This is a genomic window from Ignavibacteriales bacterium, from assembly GCA_015709675.1.
Classification (GTDB): Bacteria; Bacteroidota; Ignavibacteria; order Ignavibacteriales; family Ignavibacteriaceae; genus H2-BAC3.
Map to the genome: position 1 here is coordinate 2,606,154 of CP054182.1, position 18,647 is coordinate 2,624,800.

General features: G+C 41.0%; 13 protein-coding genes and 2 tRNA genes. 13 read left to right on the top strand and 2 right to left on the bottom strand.

Annotation, left to right across the window (positions count from 1 at the left end; genetic code table 11):
* Positions 1–6 precede the first annotated feature (6 nt).
* The 9 genes from HRU80_09805 (at position 7) to HRU80_09845 (ending at position 11,722) form a co-directional block, all read left to right on the top strand.
* Entirely contained in the window at positions 7–501 is a 495-nt protein-coding gene (locus HRU80_09805; protein QOJ29163.1) for a hypothetical protein, read from the top strand.
* The gene (locus tag HRU80_09810) at positions 492–2,468 is read left to right on the top strand and encodes a hypothetical protein (GenBank protein QOJ29164.1); all 1,977 of its coding nucleotides are present in this window, start codon (positions 492–494) and stop codon (positions 2,466–2,468) included. Before HRU80_09805 ends, HRU80_09810 begins: the two co-directional genes overlap by 10 nt.
* A gap of 19 nt (positions 2,469–2,487) precedes the next feature.
* The gene (locus tag HRU80_09815) at positions 2,488–3,768 is read left to right on the top strand and encodes a fibronectin type III domain-containing protein (protein QOJ29165.1); all 1,281 of its coding nucleotides are present in this window, start codon (positions 2,488–2,490) and stop codon (positions 3,766–3,768) included.
* A gap of 1 nt (position 3,769) precedes the next feature.
* Positions 3,770–7,237: a PAS domain S-box protein gene (locus tag HRU80_09820; protein QOJ29166.1), complete on the top strand. Its 3,468-nt coding sequence runs from the start codon at positions 3,770–3,772 to the stop codon at positions 7,235–7,237.
* A gap of 61 nt (positions 7,238–7,298) precedes the next feature.
* Positions 7,299–7,931, top strand: a complete 633-nt coding sequence (gene lexA, locus HRU80_09825) for a repressor LexA (protein QOJ29167.1) — start codon at positions 7,299–7,301, stop codon at positions 7,929–7,931.
* Positions 7,928–8,806 carry a DUF72 domain-containing protein gene (locus tag HRU80_09830; GenBank protein QOJ29168.1) on the top strand — a complete coding sequence of 293 codons (879 nt, stop codon included), beginning with the start codon at positions 7,928–7,930 and terminating at the stop codon, positions 8,804–8,806. The genes lexA and HRU80_09830 overlap by 4 nt, the downstream gene beginning before the upstream one ends.
* A gap of 107 nt (positions 8,807–8,913) precedes the next feature.
* The gene (locus HRU80_09835; GenBank protein QOJ29169.1) at positions 8,914–10,206 is read left to right on the top strand and encodes a T9SS type A sorting domain-containing protein; all 1,293 of its coding nucleotides are present in this window, start codon (positions 8,914–8,916) and stop codon (positions 10,204–10,206) included.
* Positions 10,207–10,322: 116 nt separating this feature from the next.
* The gene (locus HRU80_09840; GenBank protein QOJ29170.1) at positions 10,323–11,582 is read left to right on the top strand and encodes a T9SS type A sorting domain-containing protein; all 1,260 of its coding nucleotides are present in this window, start codon (positions 10,323–10,325) and stop codon (positions 11,580–11,582) included.
* Between the two features lie 54 nt (positions 11,583–11,636).
* A tRNA-Leu gene (locus tag HRU80_09845) sits at positions 11,637–11,722 on the top strand.
* A gap of 46 nt (positions 11,723–11,768) precedes the next feature.
* Here the strand turns inward: HRU80_09845 and xth are convergent.
* Both xth and HRU80_09855 read right to left on the bottom strand, forming a co-directional pair.
* On the bottom strand, positions 11,769–12,530 hold the full coding sequence (xth, locus tag HRU80_09850) for an exodeoxyribonuclease III (GenBank protein ID QOJ29171.1): 762 nt from the start codon (positions 12,528–12,530) through the stop codon (positions 11,769–11,771).
* Between the two features lie 12 nt (positions 12,531–12,542).
* Positions 12,543–13,175, bottom strand: a complete 633-nt coding sequence (locus HRU80_09855; GenBank protein ID QOJ29172.1) for a hypothetical protein — start codon at positions 13,173–13,175, stop codon at positions 12,543–12,545.
* A gap of 221 nt (positions 13,176–13,396) precedes the next feature.
* Between HRU80_09855 and HRU80_09860 the strand changes: the two genes are divergently transcribed.
* From HRU80_09860 to porU, 4 genes are all read left to right on the top strand, one after another.
* Positions 13,397–13,473: transfer RNA gene (locus HRU80_09860), tRNA-Glu, on the top strand.
* 64 nt (positions 13,474–13,537) lie between these two features.
* Complete coding sequence (locus HRU80_09865; protein QOJ29173.1) at positions 13,538–13,876, top strand: (2Fe-2S) ferredoxin domain-containing protein; 339 nt, start codon at positions 13,538–13,540, stop codon at positions 13,874–13,876.
* On the top strand, positions 13,854–14,504 hold the full coding sequence (nth, locus tag HRU80_09870; GenBank protein QOJ29174.1) for an endonuclease III: 651 nt from the start codon (positions 13,854–13,856) through the stop codon (positions 14,502–14,504). Before HRU80_09865 ends, nth begins: the two co-directional genes overlap by 23 nt.
* Positions 14,505–14,626: 122 nt before the next feature.
* Positions 14,627–18,607, top strand: a complete 3,981-nt coding sequence (gene porU, locus HRU80_09875; protein QOJ29175.1) for a type IX secretion system sortase PorU — start codon at positions 14,627–14,629, stop codon at positions 18,605–18,607.
* The last annotated feature ends 40 nt before the right edge of the window (positions 18,608–18,647 follow it).

The following is an 18,647-nucleotide window of genomic DNA, read 5'->3' on the forward strand; positions in this document are numbered from 1 at the left end:
TTTATCATGGAATTAATACCGATTCTCGCAACAATCATACTTATGGCGACCATAAGTACTTTCTTTCTTGCTATTGGAGCATACGTGCTATTTAAAATAAGAGAAAGAAGAGGAGTGCTTGCCAAACTGGAAGCTCCTTCAACCGTACAAGCAGAATTGGTAACACCGGAAGCTGTTCAGGAACAGATGCAGGCACCAGAAATGCAGCGCGCTCCGGCACAGCCGGTTCGTCCGCCGGTATTTGCACGGCCCAATGCTCCTTCTTATAAACCGGCACCAGAACCAATAATTGTTCAAAGAAGGAATCCCCAGCAGATAGTTACTCCTCAGCCGGTTCAGCAGCCAAGATATACTCCCGCACCTGCAGCAGCCCGTCAGGTTGCTGCCAGACCAGGACCGGCACAGAGTGCACCTGTTGAACAAAAATTTAAAAAATATACTGCCGAAGGATATGCTGCTAAGGCAGAAGAAAAGAAACAAAGTCCGGCCAAATGGAGATAGTAAATCCTAATCCAGGTAAGCATCCTCAGGAGTCAGAAGACCAGGGTAAGAAAACCCGGGCTGAAGAGACTGAAGCAAAAAAGAAGAAAGAAAAAGGTGTCGGCTTTTTCCCTCTGATGGGATTTGGCCTCTTTTTTATCGTTACAGGCCTGTATATATATATGTATATCATGCAGGGTGTTTTTGGCAATGACGACTACATGGAGTACCTGACCCCGGCCGGTTTTATGGGACTGTTAAAAGGGGAAGAGAAAATTAAAATCGGAATTCTCTATTCCCAGTATACCGAAAACCTCCTGCCTCCAGGTAATACTTCACTTAATGATAACATTGTCATCTGGAAACGGTTTTTGTCACAGTATAAACTTACTTATACCGTGCTTGCAGATTCAGATATAGAAAAAGGACATCATAAGGAATATTCTCTCCTTATTTTGCCCAGTTCGAAAGCGTTAAGTGATCTTCAGTACCGGAATCTGAAATCATATATAGACCGAGGCGGTTCCATTTTTGCGACCGCTGGTACTGCATCCTTCACTGAAAAAGCAAAATGGCGCGGCTGGATATTCTTTAATGAAATATTCGGAGTGAAATTCCGTGCTGAAATTCCGCATGATATTGTAACCCGAATCCATACACTACGAGGCGGGCTGCCAATAACATCAAATATACCAGCCGGATATCCTCTTAAAATTGCCACATGGGATCGTCCTATTGCAGTTGAAGTGCTTGAACCGCGTGCGGAACAGGCGAGTTTTTGGTATAACTACCGTTTTGATGAAGGCCTCGTAAGAGAAGGACTTACAAAAAGCGCAGGAATAGTCTTTGGAACCTACGGTAAGGGACGCTTTGTATGGATGGGTTTTGATGTAAACTCAGTAATTGGACGGCAGGAAGACTACGTTAATTTTGATAAACTTTTTAATAACTCAGTCAACTGGCTTCTCCGGCTTCCGATAGCTTATGTGAAAGACTGGCCAGGGGATTATAAAGCTGCTGCTCTGATTACTCCGACTGTCGTTGAGCAGCCCGGAAATATTGCCAATCTTTTTCCCATATTAAGTTCTGAAAATGTAAAGGCAAACTTTTTTGTTGATCCTTCGGTAGCTGAATCCTATCCTGATCTCATAAGAAGGATGGCAGGGTACGGAAATATCGGAGCGATAGGGGATATAGGTTTTATGTTATCAATTAACGATACCATAAATAAACTGAATGACCTGCCAACACAGTTTAATAAGGTAAAGAGTGCAAGAGATAAACTCTCAGCGATATCAAATACAAAAGTTTATAGTTTCCTTCCGGCAAACGGATTGCTGAATGATGACACCTATATGGCGCTTATCAGAAGCGGTTATAAAGTTGTTCTAACCGATTCTCTTACAGACCGTTCAGTTCCGCGTGTTGTTATTAAAGGTGACAGCGCAGTTATTGCAATCACCAAGACCGCCAGAGATGATTATGAAGTAATCAGGGATTATGGTCTGTATCAGCAGGAATTCCAGGTTTACACATACAGAGAAGATATTGAACGGGTTCTTTTTGAAAGGGGTTTGTATATCTTTAAGATGCACACAGAATATCAGTGTCTTCCTGAAAATGTCTGGGTAGCAAGAAATGTTATCCGGATGTTAAAGGAAAGACAATTCTGGATGACTGATATTAATAAACTGTATGACTGGTGGGTGCAAAGGAACAGAATTGAAATCAGAGTTATGCCCCGGAGTTCATCCAGAGTAGCGGTTGTTGTTACAAACCCCGGCAGTGATCTGATAAAAGAGTTTACTCTTTCGGTTGAACTTGAAAGTAAAACAGATAATTTTAAGATTTCATCAGAAATTATCGGTACCAAGATTCCGAAGTTCAATTTTAACCCCGCGTCAAAGAAGCTCGATCTTTTTATCAAAGATTTGAAAGCGGGACAGTCAAGAAGTTATTTAGTAGATTTTGAACGCGTTGATGTCTGAAATGTATCGTAAAAAATTAATGAGATTATTGGCAGCAGCGGTGCTGTTATCAGGAGTATTTTTAAACTACAACTGTGCAGATAGTGTAACGGGCTCGGATAAACTTCCGCCGAATGTAATACTCTATAAACCCTCATCAAATGATACACTTCTTGTTCAGCGCTATGAAGTTATTTATGATGCAAGCGATGATCAGAAAATTGCATCGGTCGATCTCTATATTAATGATCAGTTCAGAGAGAGATTTGCACCACCGCCTAACGCAGCAAGACCAGCGGTGTACTGGAATATGGACACTACTTTGGCCGGAAATACCCATACAGTTCATCTGATAGTAACTGACGCAAGCGGAAACAGCGTAAAAAGTGAAGTAAAAACCAATATCTTCGTAACTTTAACAAAGGATCCTCCGTCTGCTCCGTTCGATCTGCAGTTAAAAAATCTTACGAGCACCCTTGTAAATATTTCCTGGAAAGATACGTCAAGATTTTCCAAGGGATATGAACTGTGGAAAAAAACCGGGTTCTCAGGGAATTATGTTAAATACAGAACATTTCCTGCCGGGAGTTTTAATACAAATGATGTATTGTCAGATCCTGAAGGGGAATACTATTACAAGATACGTTCGTTTAATGAATATGGTTACTCTATTTTCGGAGAAGAAGTAAATACCTCCGGAGCAGGCGGTTCCATAAATGTTTCGCCTCCGACAAAACTTACAGTAAAAGTATTTGGAACCCAAAAGACCGTGTTGACATGGCAGGATAATGCAAATAATGAAAATTACTTTGGTATAGAGCGTTCAAGGGAATCTGGAGAATTTGAACAGGTTGGAGTAGTGCCTCTGAATTCTACAGGTTTTACTGATTCTGCAAGGGGTCTTGCAGCCAATGTAACCTATACATACAGAATAAAAGCATATTCAACAACAGATTCATCCTGGTCTGGAGGCAGGACGGTTACTATGTCTTCCTTTAACATTAACCGGCCAAGCGGTCTCACTGCTCAGCAGGTTTCACCAACCAGAATAAATCTGACATGGGTTGATAACAGTAATTTTGAAATCCGGACATTTGTTGAACGTAAGGAAGGTCCTGCAGGTCAGTTCGTGGTCGTAGGCAGTTCAGGCACCGATATATCAGCATATAGTGATACTACATTTCCTTCAGGAACATTATTATATTACAGGCTTCAGGCATTTGACGGCAACGGTTACTCTGAGTATTCAAATGAATTAAACATCATTTCCTCAGGTAAACCCGTTATTCTTCAGGATAAAAAACAATTAAAGACGAGATAACGTGGCACCATCAAAGGATATAAGACTTCCTTCTGAGATAATTATACCTCTCATTGAAGGTCAGCCGTTCCCGGGAATCATTATTAACAGGAATGGCAACATACTTGCTGCGAATAAACCGGCAAGATCGTTTTTCTCAATGCAGAGTGACGATCTTACTTTGTTTGAATTATTCGATGCTGAAGACAGGGAAAAAATCACCCGGATAATTGAGTCGGCATTAAAATTCAATGGTGAGACAGTAGAGTATGCCGAGGTAACCCTGCAGGGGAAAAAAGTATCTCTTGAACTCTCAATCAATGCAGTTAAGGATGAGACCGGAAGCAAATATCTTTTTGTGAAAGTGAACCTTCCTTTTCAGGGAGGAACCGCGAACAGAGGGAAAGCCGGTTTCGGTCTGACCATTTCATCTGAAGATCTTTCCGGTCTGATCAGAAATAAAAAAATTGTCTCGGTCATCGAAAGCGTTAAATCATCGTTCCCGTTTACCTTTTTAGGTAAAAGTAAAATACAGAATGAGATTAATAAACTAGCTGAGCTGTTTTGGATAAAAGACAGTAATAATAATTTTCTGCTTGTTAATAACCGGTTTTCTTCACTGTTAGGACTGAAATCCGCACAGTTGGAAGGCCGTTCTGAAAGAAATTTTCTTCCCCAGTATTATCTGGATTTATATAAGACAATAGATCAGTACGTAAAGGAGACACTCAGTTATTTTATTCTCGAAGGGATTCCGCTTAAAGGTTTTGCATCCTTAAAAAATTATCAGTCAATTGAGTTTCCTCTTGTTGATGCAGAAAACCGGGTACAGGCAATTATAGGAATCGGTCAGAAGAGGGAGAGCGGCACTGAAGGCAGTTCGGAGAGTGATGAGTCAGGCAATCTTCAGCTTTTCAGACATCTTCCAAAGCCGTATTGCATTATTGATGAGGCCGGATCCATAAAAACTATTTCATCTTCATTCGAAAGTTTATTCTCCGTTGAAGAATCATTCATCACCGGAAGACAATATTCGGATGTGTTTCCTGAACAGCTATCCCATGCAATACGCGGTTTTCTGAGCGCAGGCAGGCAGTCACAGGAAATTAATCTTTCACTTACTCAGCAAAATGGGGAACAGACACAATTTCATGTTACTCTGACAAAAGTAATAAACGAAGTATCCGCTTCTTTCAGAATTATCGTCGGAATTGAAAGGACAGCAGACTTTGATAATCTTGAAGAACTGCTTAAAAGCAGGGGAAAAATGTATGATATTCTTATTCAGAGCAACCCGGAACCGATTTATGTTTACAGCACAGAGAATCTCCGTTTCATAGAAGCTAACCCTTCCGCCCTGGAATTATATGGGTATACCCGGGATGAATTCCTGCAGATGGATCTTACAGACTTATATACACCTGAGGATATACAGTCCCTACTTGAATCAGGGCAGGGCAGTGCTCCCGTAAACCGGTTTAACGGACCGTATAAACACCGTAGAAAAGACGGGGAAACCTTACATATTGAGCTTTGTAAAACAACATTTCTTTTTGAAGGTAAGGAAGCTCACTTTAATGTAGTCCGTGATGTGAGTGAAAAGCTAACTATTGAAAAGAAATTCACGGCATTCAGAAATGTTGTCGAAAACACGAGTGATATCATAATCGTTACGGATAATGTCGGCTTCATCAGAGAAGTGAATGCCTCAGTGATGGAAAATCTTGGTTATCGTCCCGCCGAACTTATTGAATCAAGTTTTATTTCTCTGGCATCAGATGAACACAGAGGACTGATTAATACATCCGTGTTCTATTCCCAGACAGCAGTATCAGGCAGGATTTCTGTTGATCTGAAGAAAAAAGACGGTTCGGTAATCCCCGCGAATATAGCATTTATACCTGTGGAGGGTGAGAATAATCAGATTGAGTCCTTTAATCTGATAGTTTCCACAAAACAATCAGGCGGTGAAACTGTACGTGAAGTTGAAAAAGTTGTAATCAAGGAAGTTGTTAAAGAAGTAGAAAAAATTGTTCCTGGTCCTGCAGGTACTGATGTTCTCACCAGAAAAGGCGGACTGGATCCTGCCCAAATTGGTACAATTTTTCATGAAATCCTCACACCGATTAATGTGATACTCGGCTTTGTTCAGGAAATTAAGGAAAGCCTTGGTGCTCCGAACTCTGAGCAGCAGGAGGCAATGGACTATATATCCCAGAACCGGGATAATCTTCTTGACACGATGAATACCATTGCGGAATATGCCAAACTGAATCTGGTGCCTGAAGAATCAATTTCTGAACTCAGAGCTACTCTGCTTCTTGAGGAGGTAGCGGAAGAACTTGAAAGTCTCACAGATTCACTGAAAAAGAGTCTGGTCTTTTCAAAAGTCTCTGCATCGCTCAGTTTTGAAGGATACCCGTCGCTTTATAAGAGTTTCATTGTTTCACTTGTAAAAATCTGCTTTAAGATTTCAGTTGAAGAGCAAATTTATATCTCCGCGCAGGCGGTTGATAACAACAGATTTGTGATTTCGCTAAAAGACAATATCGGAAAAGTTTCAAGTGAATTACTCAATAATCTGGTTAATTTATTTAATCAGAATGATATTTCCTTCGTACGTTCCTTCAATGTTTCACGTTATGCAGCATTAGCAGTCAAAAAACTGGTTTCGATGCTCGGCGGAAAAGTTGAAATACTTGGCAAAGGTGGAAAACCATTTGAAGTTGGAATCATCTTCCCTTATAAAGCCGAGCCGATATTGCCTGAAACTGCAGAAGCAGAAGTCCGGCCGGAGGAACCTGTTCTCTCAGAAGAACATGAAGAAGAAAATGAGCCTCTTACTGTACTTCAATCTCCTATGAGCGAGCCGGCTATTCAAACGCCATTTGCTGAAAGGCAAATGACCGCAGGATTTGAACGTCAGACTCCTGAAGTGCCTTATACACCCAGTCATATTCCTCCTGTTGTGCAGAATCAGCCGCCTCCGCCTCCCAGAAGTACTCAAATGGCACCTCCTGTTCATGCACCGGTTACACCGGTTTCTCATCCCGGCATGACTCCGGTTGTTTCGGCGAGCCATCAGGAGCCTGTGCAGCAGATTTTGGAATTGTCATCACTTTCTTGTCTCTACATAGAAGATCAGGTAGATTCACAAATTCTGTTCAAGGTTCAGATGAAGGAACTTGGAAAGATGGAATTTGCGGTGAGTTTTGAGGACGCCCTGCCAATTATTACTTCACAGAAATTTGATTTTATCGTGATGGATATCAATCTGCAGGGAGAGTATAATGGCCTTGATGCATTAAAAATGATACATAAAATGCCGGGCTTTGAAACTTTGCCGATTATCGCAGTAACTGCTTATGTTCTTCCAGGCGACAGAGAGAAATTCATTGCAGCAGGCTTCAACGATTTCATCTCAAAACCAATTTTCCGTGAAAAAATGATTGAGGCAATGGAAAAAATATTCAGGAAAAAAATCGTTTAATTTTCTTTGAAATCTCATTAAAATACCATAAATATGTATGGTGTTTTAATATTATTATGAGATGACAAAACTACTTAGTCCTGTTCAAAAGAAGATTCTGGATTATCTGTTATGGAAAAAAGATAAAGACGGAATCCCTCCTACGCTCGCAGAAATAGCTGAGCACTTTGGCTATAAAAACCGTTCAACGGTAAAGCAGCATCTTGAAGCCCTCCATAAAAAGAAGTATATCCGTAAAATTGATAAGATAAACAGGGGAATAGAGATTCTTAAGAAAGACCTTTTCTTTAAGAGTTATCCTCTGCATGGTGAAGTTGCCGCCGGCGATCCGATTCTCTATTATAACAACGTGTTAAATACTGCAGAACTGCCTTCTGCTCTGAGAATTCCATCCGACTCCTTCCTTTTGAAGGTGAGGGGTGACAGTATGAAGGATGCATACATCTTTAACGGAGACGTTTTAATAGTGAAACCTGCTCAGGAGGTTATAAATGGTCAGCTCATTGTCGGGGTGTTTGAGGATTCCGCTTTAGTAAAGAAAATATTTGTGCTCAAAGATTCCATTGAACTTCACCCTGAAAACCCTGATTTTAAGCCAATTGTCATAAAAGAAAAAGATACAGCAAAATTTCGGCTTATCGGACTGGTAGTCGGGGTATACCGCACCGTTGCCCCTCCGCGGCAGGTGTCATGAACTGGCATATTGGTACTGCAGGCTGGTCTTATAAAGATTGGGAGGGCAGTATTTACCCCAAAAGCAAAAAAGCCGGCAGCGATTACCTTGAGTATTATGCGCAGCTCTTTTCTGTTGTAGAGGTGAATGCAACCTATTATTCGTATTTGAATCCGGATTATGCTTTATCCTGGGTAAAAAAAACTGCGGACAATCAGGAATTTGTTTTCACCATCAAACTGCATCAGGATTTTACGCATAAACGCCATTACTCTAGTCAAAACGTTAAATCCGTCCGTTCGTTATTCGATAACTTGTCCGGAGAGGGAAAACTTGGCGGGGTGTTAATACAGTTTCCCTACTCTTTTGTAAAAAATCACGATAATGCCCGTTATGTTAACGATCTGGATGCTCTTTTTAATGAATACCGGCTTTTTTATGAGTTCAGGCACAAATCCTGGTTTTGCGAACTGCCATTATTATTAACCTCCGGGAGGCAGATTAATGTTTGCTCAATAGACCAGCCGGTAATAGGGGAGGCGCTTCCGTTCAACGTACAGACAGTGATACGTGACGGATATGTCAGGCTGCATGGAAGGAATAAACCTGCCTGGGAAGAATCTATCAAAAAATTCTCCCAGAATCTGCAAATGAAAGATCCAAATGCCAGGTATCATTACTATTACAGTCCGTCTGAAATGCAGGAAATCCGGCTAAAAATAGAAAAAAAGGCAGAAAACGCAACGGGAGATGTTTTTGTAATCTTTAATAACCACCCTTTCGGATATGCGCCGGCAAATGCGCTGGAATTAAAAATACTGCTGGAATCCTTAAAACCAGAGATTCCGATGCACATTGCCCTGAATTTTCCGCGGCTTGCCGGTTTAATAAAATAATAATGTTAATGAAAAATTAACCTGTCAGGGGAGGGGGAATGAAAAAATTTAGAAAAATTTGGATTATTTTGCATGTTAATTCTAAACTATTTTGAAAGATCTGCCTGATGAGAATTTTAAGACTTTTAATAATTATGGCCATAGCATTGCCACTGCACGCACAGATTTTACTTGAAGAGAATTTTGATTATCCCGCCGGAGACTCACTCAGAGCACATGGCTGGAATATCACCGGAACCTCAACATTAAATACTGTCCTTGTTTCAAACGCAGGACTTACATATCCCGGATATCCACTCAATTCCGGTAATAGTGCTGTTCTGCAGACAACAGGTCAGGATGTAAACCGGGGTTTCCTGAATAATGATTCGGTTACCTCAGGCAGTGTTTATGCTTCCTTTTTGGTAAATATATCAGCGGCCCAGACAGCGGGAGACTATTTCTTCCACTTTGGCATAGCAACCGATAATTCATCAATCTTTCTGGGAAGAGTATTTGCAAAACTTGATAACGGAAATGTTGCTTTTGGGCTTTCTAAATCATCCACAAATGCAACCGTACTTCCGGTATATACAACCACCACGTATCCGCTGAATACTACACATCTGATTGTACTTAAGTACACATTCTTCCCGGAAGCCACGGATGATTCAGTATATCTTTTTATTAACCCTGTGTTAAATTCATCAGAGCCCCTGCCGAATCTGGCGCATAGTACTCTTACTACTGGCAGTGATCCTTTGGTACTTAAGACTGTATGCCTCAGACAAGGATCCTCAGCGAATGCAGCTAATCTGATTCTTGACGGAATAAAAGTCTCCAGATCATGGAGCATGATTGTGCCCGTTGAACTTACTTCATTTACTGCCTCAGCTAAAGGCAGATCGGTTACTCTTAACTGGACAACAGCATCTGAAATAAATAATAAGGGATTCTATGTTGAGTTTGCGAAAAAAGGATCCGAATTCAGAGAGGCGCTCTTCATTGAAGGTAAAGGTTCAACCACTGAAAAAAATGATTATTCTGCCGTGATACCGAATCTCAGTTATGGCAGATATGAGTTCAGACTCCGCCAGGTAGATTTTGACGGTACCATTACTTATTCACCTGTGGTAGAAGCAACGATTCTTACTACCGGAAGTTTTGTGCTTGATCAGAACTACCCGAATCCTTTTAATCCTTCAACAACCATTACTTTCCAGCTTCCTGAAGATGCTGATGTTTCCCTCAAACTTTATAATGTAATGGGTCAGGAAATTAAAACAGTATTGAACAAAAGAATGACAGCCGGCTCACACAGCATCGCGCTTGATGCTGACGACCTTTCAGCTGGTGTATATCTTTATCAGTTAAAAGCAGGTTCTTATACCTCAACAAAAAAGCTTACCTTGGTTAAGTAAGGTTATAAATTATTATAATGCCGGGCAAATTGCCCGGCTTTTTTTTTGCCCTTATACGCATCCGCCGGAAAGCAATTTCCTCCGCTTATCAATAATCTGCTTCTCACAGTATGTGCATGCGTTATTTTGCAGTTCAAAAATATTCGAATACCATGCTCAGGAAAATTATACTATTAGTCTTTATTATATCTTCTTCAATCTTTCCGCAATGGATGTTCGAAGAAGGTCCGGGACAGACATACATATTTGATGTTCAGGTATATGATAACAAGCTCTATGTTGTTACTGACTCAGTATTATTCGTGAAGTCTGATGAAATATGGAAACGAATTTCTCTCAATGGTCATCCTGCACAGTCCTTGTATTCCGTCTTTGTTCAGAATGATATTATTCTCTTAGGAACCTCCAATAATGGTGTCTTCATCAGCAGAAATGCGGGTGAAACATGGTCACACTTCGCAAACGGGCTTCCTGATAATGCGTTAACGGTTTCAGGATTTGCAACCCTTGGTGATTACCTGTATATTTCCACTGTAGGCGGAGGAGTCTACAGATCTGCCCTTTCTCAGCTGACTGCATGGACCGGATATAATGAGGGAATACTATCAGGTCTGGACTTTAATATTAACGGAATTTATTCTGAAAATGGGAGGATCTTTATTTCAGCCGGGGGAAACGGATATGTCTATTACAGGGATCATGGTGCTGACTCATGGATGCCGAGATTTGTAGCGTCAATTCTCCCTGAGATTACATTGTTTCCGGAGTTTGTTTCAGTGGACGGCAGTCTTTATGTTGCCGGTTCAGCTGGTCTTTATAAGAGTCTGGATAGGGGAGAAACCTGGGTGAAAGTTGAAGGTTTAAATGGCAGTTTTAATCCGCTTCTAATTAAAGCCGGCGGGCAGGTAATTTATTCTCCATTAAAACTCACCTCGACTGCAATGCTCTACCGTATTGAGAATGGTTTAACATCTCCTCAGCCTCTTTTTGAGGCGCCTGTATTCGCTGATGGTAATGGAGTTTATTACTCAGGGAAAATTTATCAGCCGACGGCAGCAGGTCTTTATTCGAAAATGTATGATGTTACATCCGGTGAACCGGTTGTCAGTCCCTCGCAATTTCAACTTTCATCCGTGTATCCAAATCCTTTTAACAGCACAGGAACTGTAAACGTCAGTATTGAACTGCCGGGGGAATATCTATTCGAGATTATTTCGGTTACAGGGGAGGTACTTAATTCAACCACTCATTTTTCTGAAGGGAAGCAATATTTTCAGTACAGAATTGATGGAAAGAACTTGTCATCTGGAACATATTTTCTGAGGGTGAGCGGTTTACAGGAATCGCTGTTACAAAAATTCATTATTCTGAAGTGAAAAACTTTAGTGAATCAGGATTAATTCGTAAATTTACACTTCGAATTTTACCATGCCGGAGTGGCGGAATTGGTAGACGCACTGGACTCAAAATCCAGCGAGGCTCAAACCTCGTGCCGGTTCGAGTCCGGCCTTCGGTACAAAAAAAAGAAACCCTGCGGTTTCTTTTTTTATTTTAAAGCATTCCTATATTTCAATTCCGACCGGACAATGGTCTGATCCCATAACTTCCGGCATAATCCAGGCAGACTTAACTTTTTTCCTAAAGTTGTTACTCACAAAAAAGTAGTCAATTCTCCAGCCTACATTTCTTTCCCTCGAACGTGTCACCTGATCCCACCAGGTATAGTTTTTGCCTTCATTATTAAACATCCTGAAGGTATCAGTGTATCCTGCTTCAGTGAATTTATCCATCCACGCCCTCTCTTCGGGAAGGAACCCGGAAACTTTTTCGTTTTCTTTCGGGCGTTCCAGGTCAATTGCTTTGTGTGCGGTATTAAAATCGCCGCAAATGACGAGTTTTTTTCCTTCAGATGTCAGCTTTTGGGCATAATCCAGAAATGCATCATAGAAATCGAGTTTATATTTTAGCCGTTCAGCATTCTTTTTCCCGTTAGGGTAATAGTTGTTTATAAGAATGAAATCTTTATAGTGAGCAATAATGATTCTTCCCTCGTCATCAAATTCAGGAATGCCGTATCCATGTTCCACCCTGACGGGTTTCTTTTTTGTATATATAGCTACTCCGCTGTATCCTTTCTTAACAATGGAAGAGGAAAAATATGACGTGTATCCCTCAATGTTCAGAAGTTCATCGGAAAGCTGTTCAGGTGATGCTTTGGTTTCCTGGAGGCAGAGGATATCCGGATTCTCTTTTTTCATCCATTCGATAAAACCTTTTTTTTGGATCGCCCTGATTCCATTAACGTTCCAGCAGAGTAATTTCATCTTTTAAGATTCCTATTTAACAAAATATAAATAATTGGGGAGTTTTACCCTTATGCCGTAATTTTCAATTTCGCAGTCACTGAATTGATCTCCGACACACATAACGAAGGTGTAGCCTTTTGCAGATAACTCCCTGCGTTTGTCTGCTTTAAATTCTGCCGCACTCTGATAATTGTGGTTCATCGGTTTGGTTATCAGTGTATCAAAGGTACTATAACCTTCAGCGGTCAAATTTCTGAAAGTCGGCTCATACTGGGAATCATTTCGTCCGGTTATAAACAGTACCTTCAGACCCTTTTCTACGGCTTTTTTATATAAAAGAAATACGGGCTCAATTTTAACTGCTTTTTCTTCCCGGATCCATGAATCCCAAAGAGAGGGGATATATCCAAATCCGACGGATTTTATATGGGAATAGTTCGACAGGGCAGTTTCATCAATGTCAAAAACGACAGCCTGTTTACCTGCTGCTGAAATATTTTCAAGTTGCAGCAGCGCAGAGTCAATAATCTGCCTGACTTCCAAATCATACTGCCCTTGTTCGTAATAATTGGCAATACGGTCCTTAACAAAATCCAGGTTATCAAAATCCTGGCCGGATATAATGGTCAGGAGAAATAACCAAAGTAGAAGAGATTTCTTCATTTTATCACTAAAAAGGTTTTAAAGAATGCAAAGTTACAAAACTTGAAGGAAATGAGATAGCTCACTGAACAATCAGAGTCTGCTTTAGCTGACTCCTGATAACCACAACATACGATAACGGAGACTTTCTGAGATGTAACAGGGTGAGTCATGGAATGGAATATGATTTGAAAATTAAAGAAAATATTGCTTTATTTGGAATTGAACTTTAAAATTATACTGGCGCGTTCGTCTAGTGGCTTAGGACGCTGCCCTCTCAAGGCAGAGATCACGGGTTCGAATCCCGTACGCGCTACCAGATTCTCCGGTCAAAGTTCCTCTTCAAATTAACAATAAACCCGCAATTTTTATTAATTCGAATAATGCGCTTTAAAAAACATATTTTTATTTGTGAAAATAAGAGGCCTGATGGACATCCCAGAGGCTGCTGTGCTTCAAAGGGTTCTCCTGAAATTAAGGAATACCTCAAAAACCGCCTTAAAGAAGAGGGAATGCTCTCTGAATACCGTTCAAATACAGCTGGTTGTCTTGATGCCTGTGAATATGGTCCTGCAATGGTGGTTTATCCCGAACAAATCTGGTACGGGGCAGTTACTAAAGCTGACGTGGATGAGATTATTGAATCACATCTTAAGGGTGGCACGCCTGTTGAAAGGCTGAGAATAAAAGACAGCCGTTTTGAAAGAAAATTTGAAGTCTAAGCCTGAATCAGCCCGGCTTTCGAGAATTATTAAGATTCTTAAGCAGGAATATCCGGAAGCCAGGATAGCGTTAGATTTCCAGAGCCCCTTTCAGCTTCTGATTGCGACCATTCTTTCGGCTCAATGTACAGACGAAAGGGTTAATCAGGTTACTCCGGCACTTTTCAGGAAATACCCGGATCCTGAGAGTTTTGCAAATGCAGACCGCGCTGAACTGGAGAAGGATATCTTTTCAACAGGTTTTTACCATCAAAAGGCAAAGAATATAATCCTCTGCTCGAGGGAGATTTTGGATACCTATCAGGGTTCGGTTCCAAATGATATGGAACAATTGATTAAGCTGCCCGGCGTGGGTAGAAAAACAGCTTCTGTGGTCATGGGTAATGGTTATGGTATACCTGCAATTGCAGTTGATACTCATTGTGTCCGCCTTTCAAACCTGCTTGGATTTGTTGAAACAAAGGATGCGGTTAAAATTGAAATGCGGTTACGGGAGCTCGCCGAACCAGAGGATTGGATTATTCTCAGCCATCTTTTTGCATATCACGGACGAAAAACCTGCATTGCCCGGAGACCCGACTGCCAAAATTGTGTCATTTCTTCACTTTGCCCCTCTGCACAAAAGTAATTTACTACCGGAATTTTAGACCTTGACTAATATCTTAAAACTTCGCTATGTTTGCCAAAAACAAGGAAAAAACTTAGAGATTTTTGATACCATATTAACTAATTTCAGAACTGAATTCTGACATGGCACTCAAAAGTCTATTTTTTCTGTTTACCCTCAGCACTCTTACACTGATTGCTTCCGATGTACGGGTACTCCAGACCGGGAAAGATTTCCTCATTATTGAGTACACTCCCAGATACACAGACACCTCTTTCAGTCCTCTTAACCCTGAAATGCGTGACATCCGCTTTTTGAACATGTCTGTCCTCAACCCCATGGAGTTCGGAATATATCCGGTCAGTTTCAGGAAATTACTTATCGGACTTCCCTCAAATCAAAATCCTGTAGCAGAAATCCTTAGTACCGAATTCATTTCTCTGGGAGGTAAATTATTACCAGTTCCTCGCACTATTAAAACTGATGGGAGGTTAAGCTTTGAATATGCAGAGGCCCCGGCTGAAATTCTGAGCGCACAGCCTGGATTCCCAAAGGATCAGATTGTCAGTCTCGGGGAAACCACTACACTGCGGGATTTGAATGTTCAGGAATTATTCGTTTATCCGGTTGGCAGGGGACCTCAAGGAAATATAAAACTTTTGAAGCGGCTTGTTCTCAGAATTACGTTCAGAGGAGTTCCTTCTCAATTAAAAGAAGGGTATACTGATGATCTCCTGGATGGGGTAATTATTAATTATCAGCAGGCGGTTTCATGGATGGATAAACCTATGCGGTTTAACAAAGTACTCACTCCTTCCGTTTTTGCAACAGGGAAGTGGGTTAAATTTACGGTACCGCAGGAAGGAATCTACCGGATAACCAGATCATCACTTGCTTCCTATGGCATTGATGCATCAACGGTAGATCCCCGTACTATTAAGATTTATAACAATGGCGGCAAAGTGCTTCCTGAATCAAATGCAGCCGATAGTCCGGTTGATCCTCAGGAAATAGCGATACAGATTGTCGGAGAATCTGACGGAAAATTTGATGAAGGGGATTATATACTTTTTTACGCAAGGTCAGTTAATTTTTGGGAGTATAATAGTCAGCAAAAGAAATACATAAGGAATATACAGCCGTATACTGATAATAATTTTTATTTCATCACTTCAGGCGGCACACCCGGTAAACGCATGCTGAGTGTTTCCGGCGCTGATTTGCCCGGTGCCATTCCGGTGACAACTTCGAAAGCTTTCAAACACCTTGATGAATATAAAATCAATATTGGTAAAAGCGGTAGGAATTTTATGGGGGATGAGTTCAGCGAATATGCTAAAACCAGAACCTATATGAACCGCCTGGAAGGTTATATACCCGGTTCTCAGATTCGTTACCGTTACCGTTTTGCGAACTCATTTTCCGGAGGAGTACGGTTTCAGATTAGTGAAAGTAATCAAATTTTTGTAGACAAAATTATTTCAGGCTATGGTAACAGCCAATATACCTTTGCACAAGCTGATACGGGTAATGTTCTGTTTTCCGGTTCTATTCAGGATGGCCGTAGTGTACTTAAATTTTCTTATGATTCTCCCGGCGCCTCAGCTAAAGGATATTTAGACTTTTTTGAGATACATTATGACCGGTCATTAAGTGCAACTGATACTGATGAAATATTGTTTTTTTCACCGGAAACACCGGGTACCTATGAGTATCAATTAAATAACTTTTCGACTTCCGCGATATCCGTATATGATGTTTCTGATTTTTCAGACGTACGCATTCTTACGCACCCATCATATCCGTCAGGCGGTGATTTCAGGTTTTCATCAACGGTAGAACCGGGTGTTAGAAAAAAATACCTTGCAATACATGAGTCACGAATTTTAACTCCGCAGGTAACCGGCGAAATAAAAAATCAGGATCTTAAGTCATATTCAGAAGGTGTCCGGTTTATTATCATCACACCAGATGAATTCAGAGAGCAGGCAGAACGGTTAAGTGAGTATCGTGCAAATGGTTCGCGCTTTCCCATTACTTCGAAAGTATTCGATGTAAATGAAATATTTACTGAGTTTGGATGCGGAATAAGGGATATTTCAGCAATCAGAAATTTTATCCGGTATGCCATGCAAAATTGGTCAGTAAAACCTGAATTTGTACTATTATTTGGTGACGGTGATTATGACTATAAGAATATTGAAAAAGCGAATGTGAATTTTATTCCGCCTTTCCAGACGGAAGAATCGTTTGATGAAGTAGGTTCATATAATGCTGATGATTACTTCGGGACTACTTCTCCCACATCTTCCTATCTTCAGATACCTGTTGGCAGAATTCCGGTTCAGAATCTGAAAGAAGCCAAAAATGCTGTTGATAAAATAATTGCCTATGAGAAAAATGATGAACAGACTCTCTGGCGAAATCTTATAACACTGGTTGCCGATGACGGTCTTACTTCAACAGGCAACGAAGGTTCACTGCACACGGGTCAGTCGGAAACTCTTTCTACACTGATTCCTCAGTCCTTTGATATAAAGAAGATATATCTTGCAAGTTATCCCACTGTTCTGTCAAGTTTCGGGAGAAGGAAGCCTGCGGTTAATGATGCAATAGTAAACGCCGTTAACGAAGGTACCCTCATTTTGAATTATATCGGACATGGCAGTCCTGAACTATGGGCGCATGAGCAGGTTTTTGTAAAAGATGTAACTATTCCCCAGATGGTTAACAAAGATTTTTTCTTTGTAACCGCGGCTACTTGTGATTTTGGATATTTTGATAAAACCAATGCTCAGAGTTCAGCCGAAGTGCTGCTTCATAAGGAAAATTCAGGAGCAATCGGAGTATTTACTGCATCACGCCCCGTGTATTCGTTTTTTAATGCTGCGCTTAATGAGAAATTTTTTACCGGACTCCTCAATCCCGGACGGGACAATCAGGGAGTGCCTGTTACAGTCGGTAAGGCATACTTTGCAGCCAAATCATCATCCACGATTGATAACGACCGGAAATTTCACCTGCTTGGAGATCCTTCTTTACGATTGCACATACCGGTCCTGACGGGAAGCATTGACTCAGTAAATTCCCAATCCACTGCTTCAGTTGTCCAGATAGATGCATTGAATAGTGTACGAGTCAAAGGCACTATTAAGAATTTCAACGGAACTCCGAATACATCCTTTAACGGGGAAGGTATTTTAACCGTTTATGACTCCGACCGTTTTGCTCCAATTCCGGAATTCGGAAGCAATTATACCATTCGTCAGCAGGGGGGGGTAATATTTAAGGGTAAGGTTTCTGTGGTTAGCGGAAGTTTTCAGGCATCATTTGTTGTTCCGAAGGATATCTCCTACGAAACCAGAAACGGAAAGGTTGTCCTTTATTTTTATGATGATGATTTAGACGGTCTTGCATTTACAAAAAACATCGTCGTTGGCGGGGGAGGCAGCCCAATTCCTAACGATGGGCAGGGTCCGGAGGTTGAGATTTATTTTGATTCATTTGAAAATATTTCAGGTAGTCTCGTCCGGCCCAATTCAACTTTATTGCTTAAACTTTCAGATGAAACAGGAATCAATACTACCGGTCTGGGGCTCGGTCATAAAATGGAAGCTACTCTGAATGATAATGAGGCCGCTTCCATAGACCTTTCCGAATATTTTACTGGTGACCTGGATTCCGGGGGCAAAACAGGTATTGTCCAGTTCCCGATGAACGGTATGCAGCAGGGGAAATACAAAATTCAGGTATCTGCGTGGGATGTTTTTAACAACAACACACGGGAAATCTCATACTTTGAGGTTGGTTCTGAATCAGGAACCGATGTTACGGAAGTCTATAATTATCCGAATCCCTTCAGTTCTGGTACCTATTTCACTCTGCAGCATAATTATCCGGAGCCGGTTCGCGTAAAGATCCGTGTCTTTACCGTTGCGGGACGTCAGGTTTATTCTGATGAACAGGTTAATCTTTCTGACCGTTTTGTCCGCATCCCCTGGGATGGCCGGGATAACGATGGAAATTTACTGGCAAATGGTACGTATCTTTATAAAATTATAGTTTCCGGAATGAGCGGAAACGGCAGCCGCGAGTTTTTAAGCAAATTATCAATCCTTAAATAGGTATATTACTAGTCTTGTTTAAAATAATAGCCGGCTTCAG

Bases quoted from the DNA above. Each gene is read 5' to 3' on its own strand.
- HRU80_09830 (QOJ29168.1), top strand. From the start codon at position 7,928: ATGAACTGGCATATTGGTACTGCAGGCTGGTCTTATAAAGATTGGGAG.
- xth (QOJ29171.1), bottom strand. From the start codon at position 12,530: ATGAAATTACTCTGCTGGAACGTTAATGGAATCAGGGCGATCCAAAAA.
- HRU80_09805 (QOJ29163.1), top strand. From the start codon at position 7: ATGGAATTAATACCGATTCTCGCAACAATCATACTTATGGCGACCATA.
- HRU80_09835 (QOJ29169.1), top strand. From the start codon at position 8,914: ATGAGAATTTTAAGACTTTTAATAATTATGGCCATAGCATTGCCACTG.
- HRU80_09840 (QOJ29170.1), top strand. From the start codon at position 10,323: ATGCGTTATTTTGCAGTTCAAAAATATTCGAATACCATGCTCAGGAAA.
- porU (QOJ29175.1), top strand. From the start codon at position 14,627: ATGGCACTCAAAAGTCTATTTTTTCTGTTTACCCTCAGCACTCTTACA.
- HRU80_09865 (QOJ29173.1), top strand. From the start codon at position 13,538: ATGCGCTTTAAAAAACATATTTTTATTTGTGAAAATAAGAGGCCTGAT.
- HRU80_09815 (QOJ29165.1), top strand. From the start codon at position 2,488: ATGAGATTATTGGCAGCAGCGGTGCTGTTATCAGGAGTATTTTTAAAC.
- HRU80_09855 (QOJ29172.1), bottom strand. From the start codon at position 13,175: ATGAAGAAATCTCTTCTACTTTGGTTATTTCTCCTGACCATTATATCC.
- HRU80_09810 (QOJ29164.1), top strand. From the start codon at position 492: ATGGAGATAGTAAATCCTAATCCAGGTAAGCATCCTCAGGAGTCAGAA.
- lexA (QOJ29167.1), top strand. From the start codon at position 7,299: ATGACAAAACTACTTAGTCCTGTTCAAAAGAAGATTCTGGATTATCTG.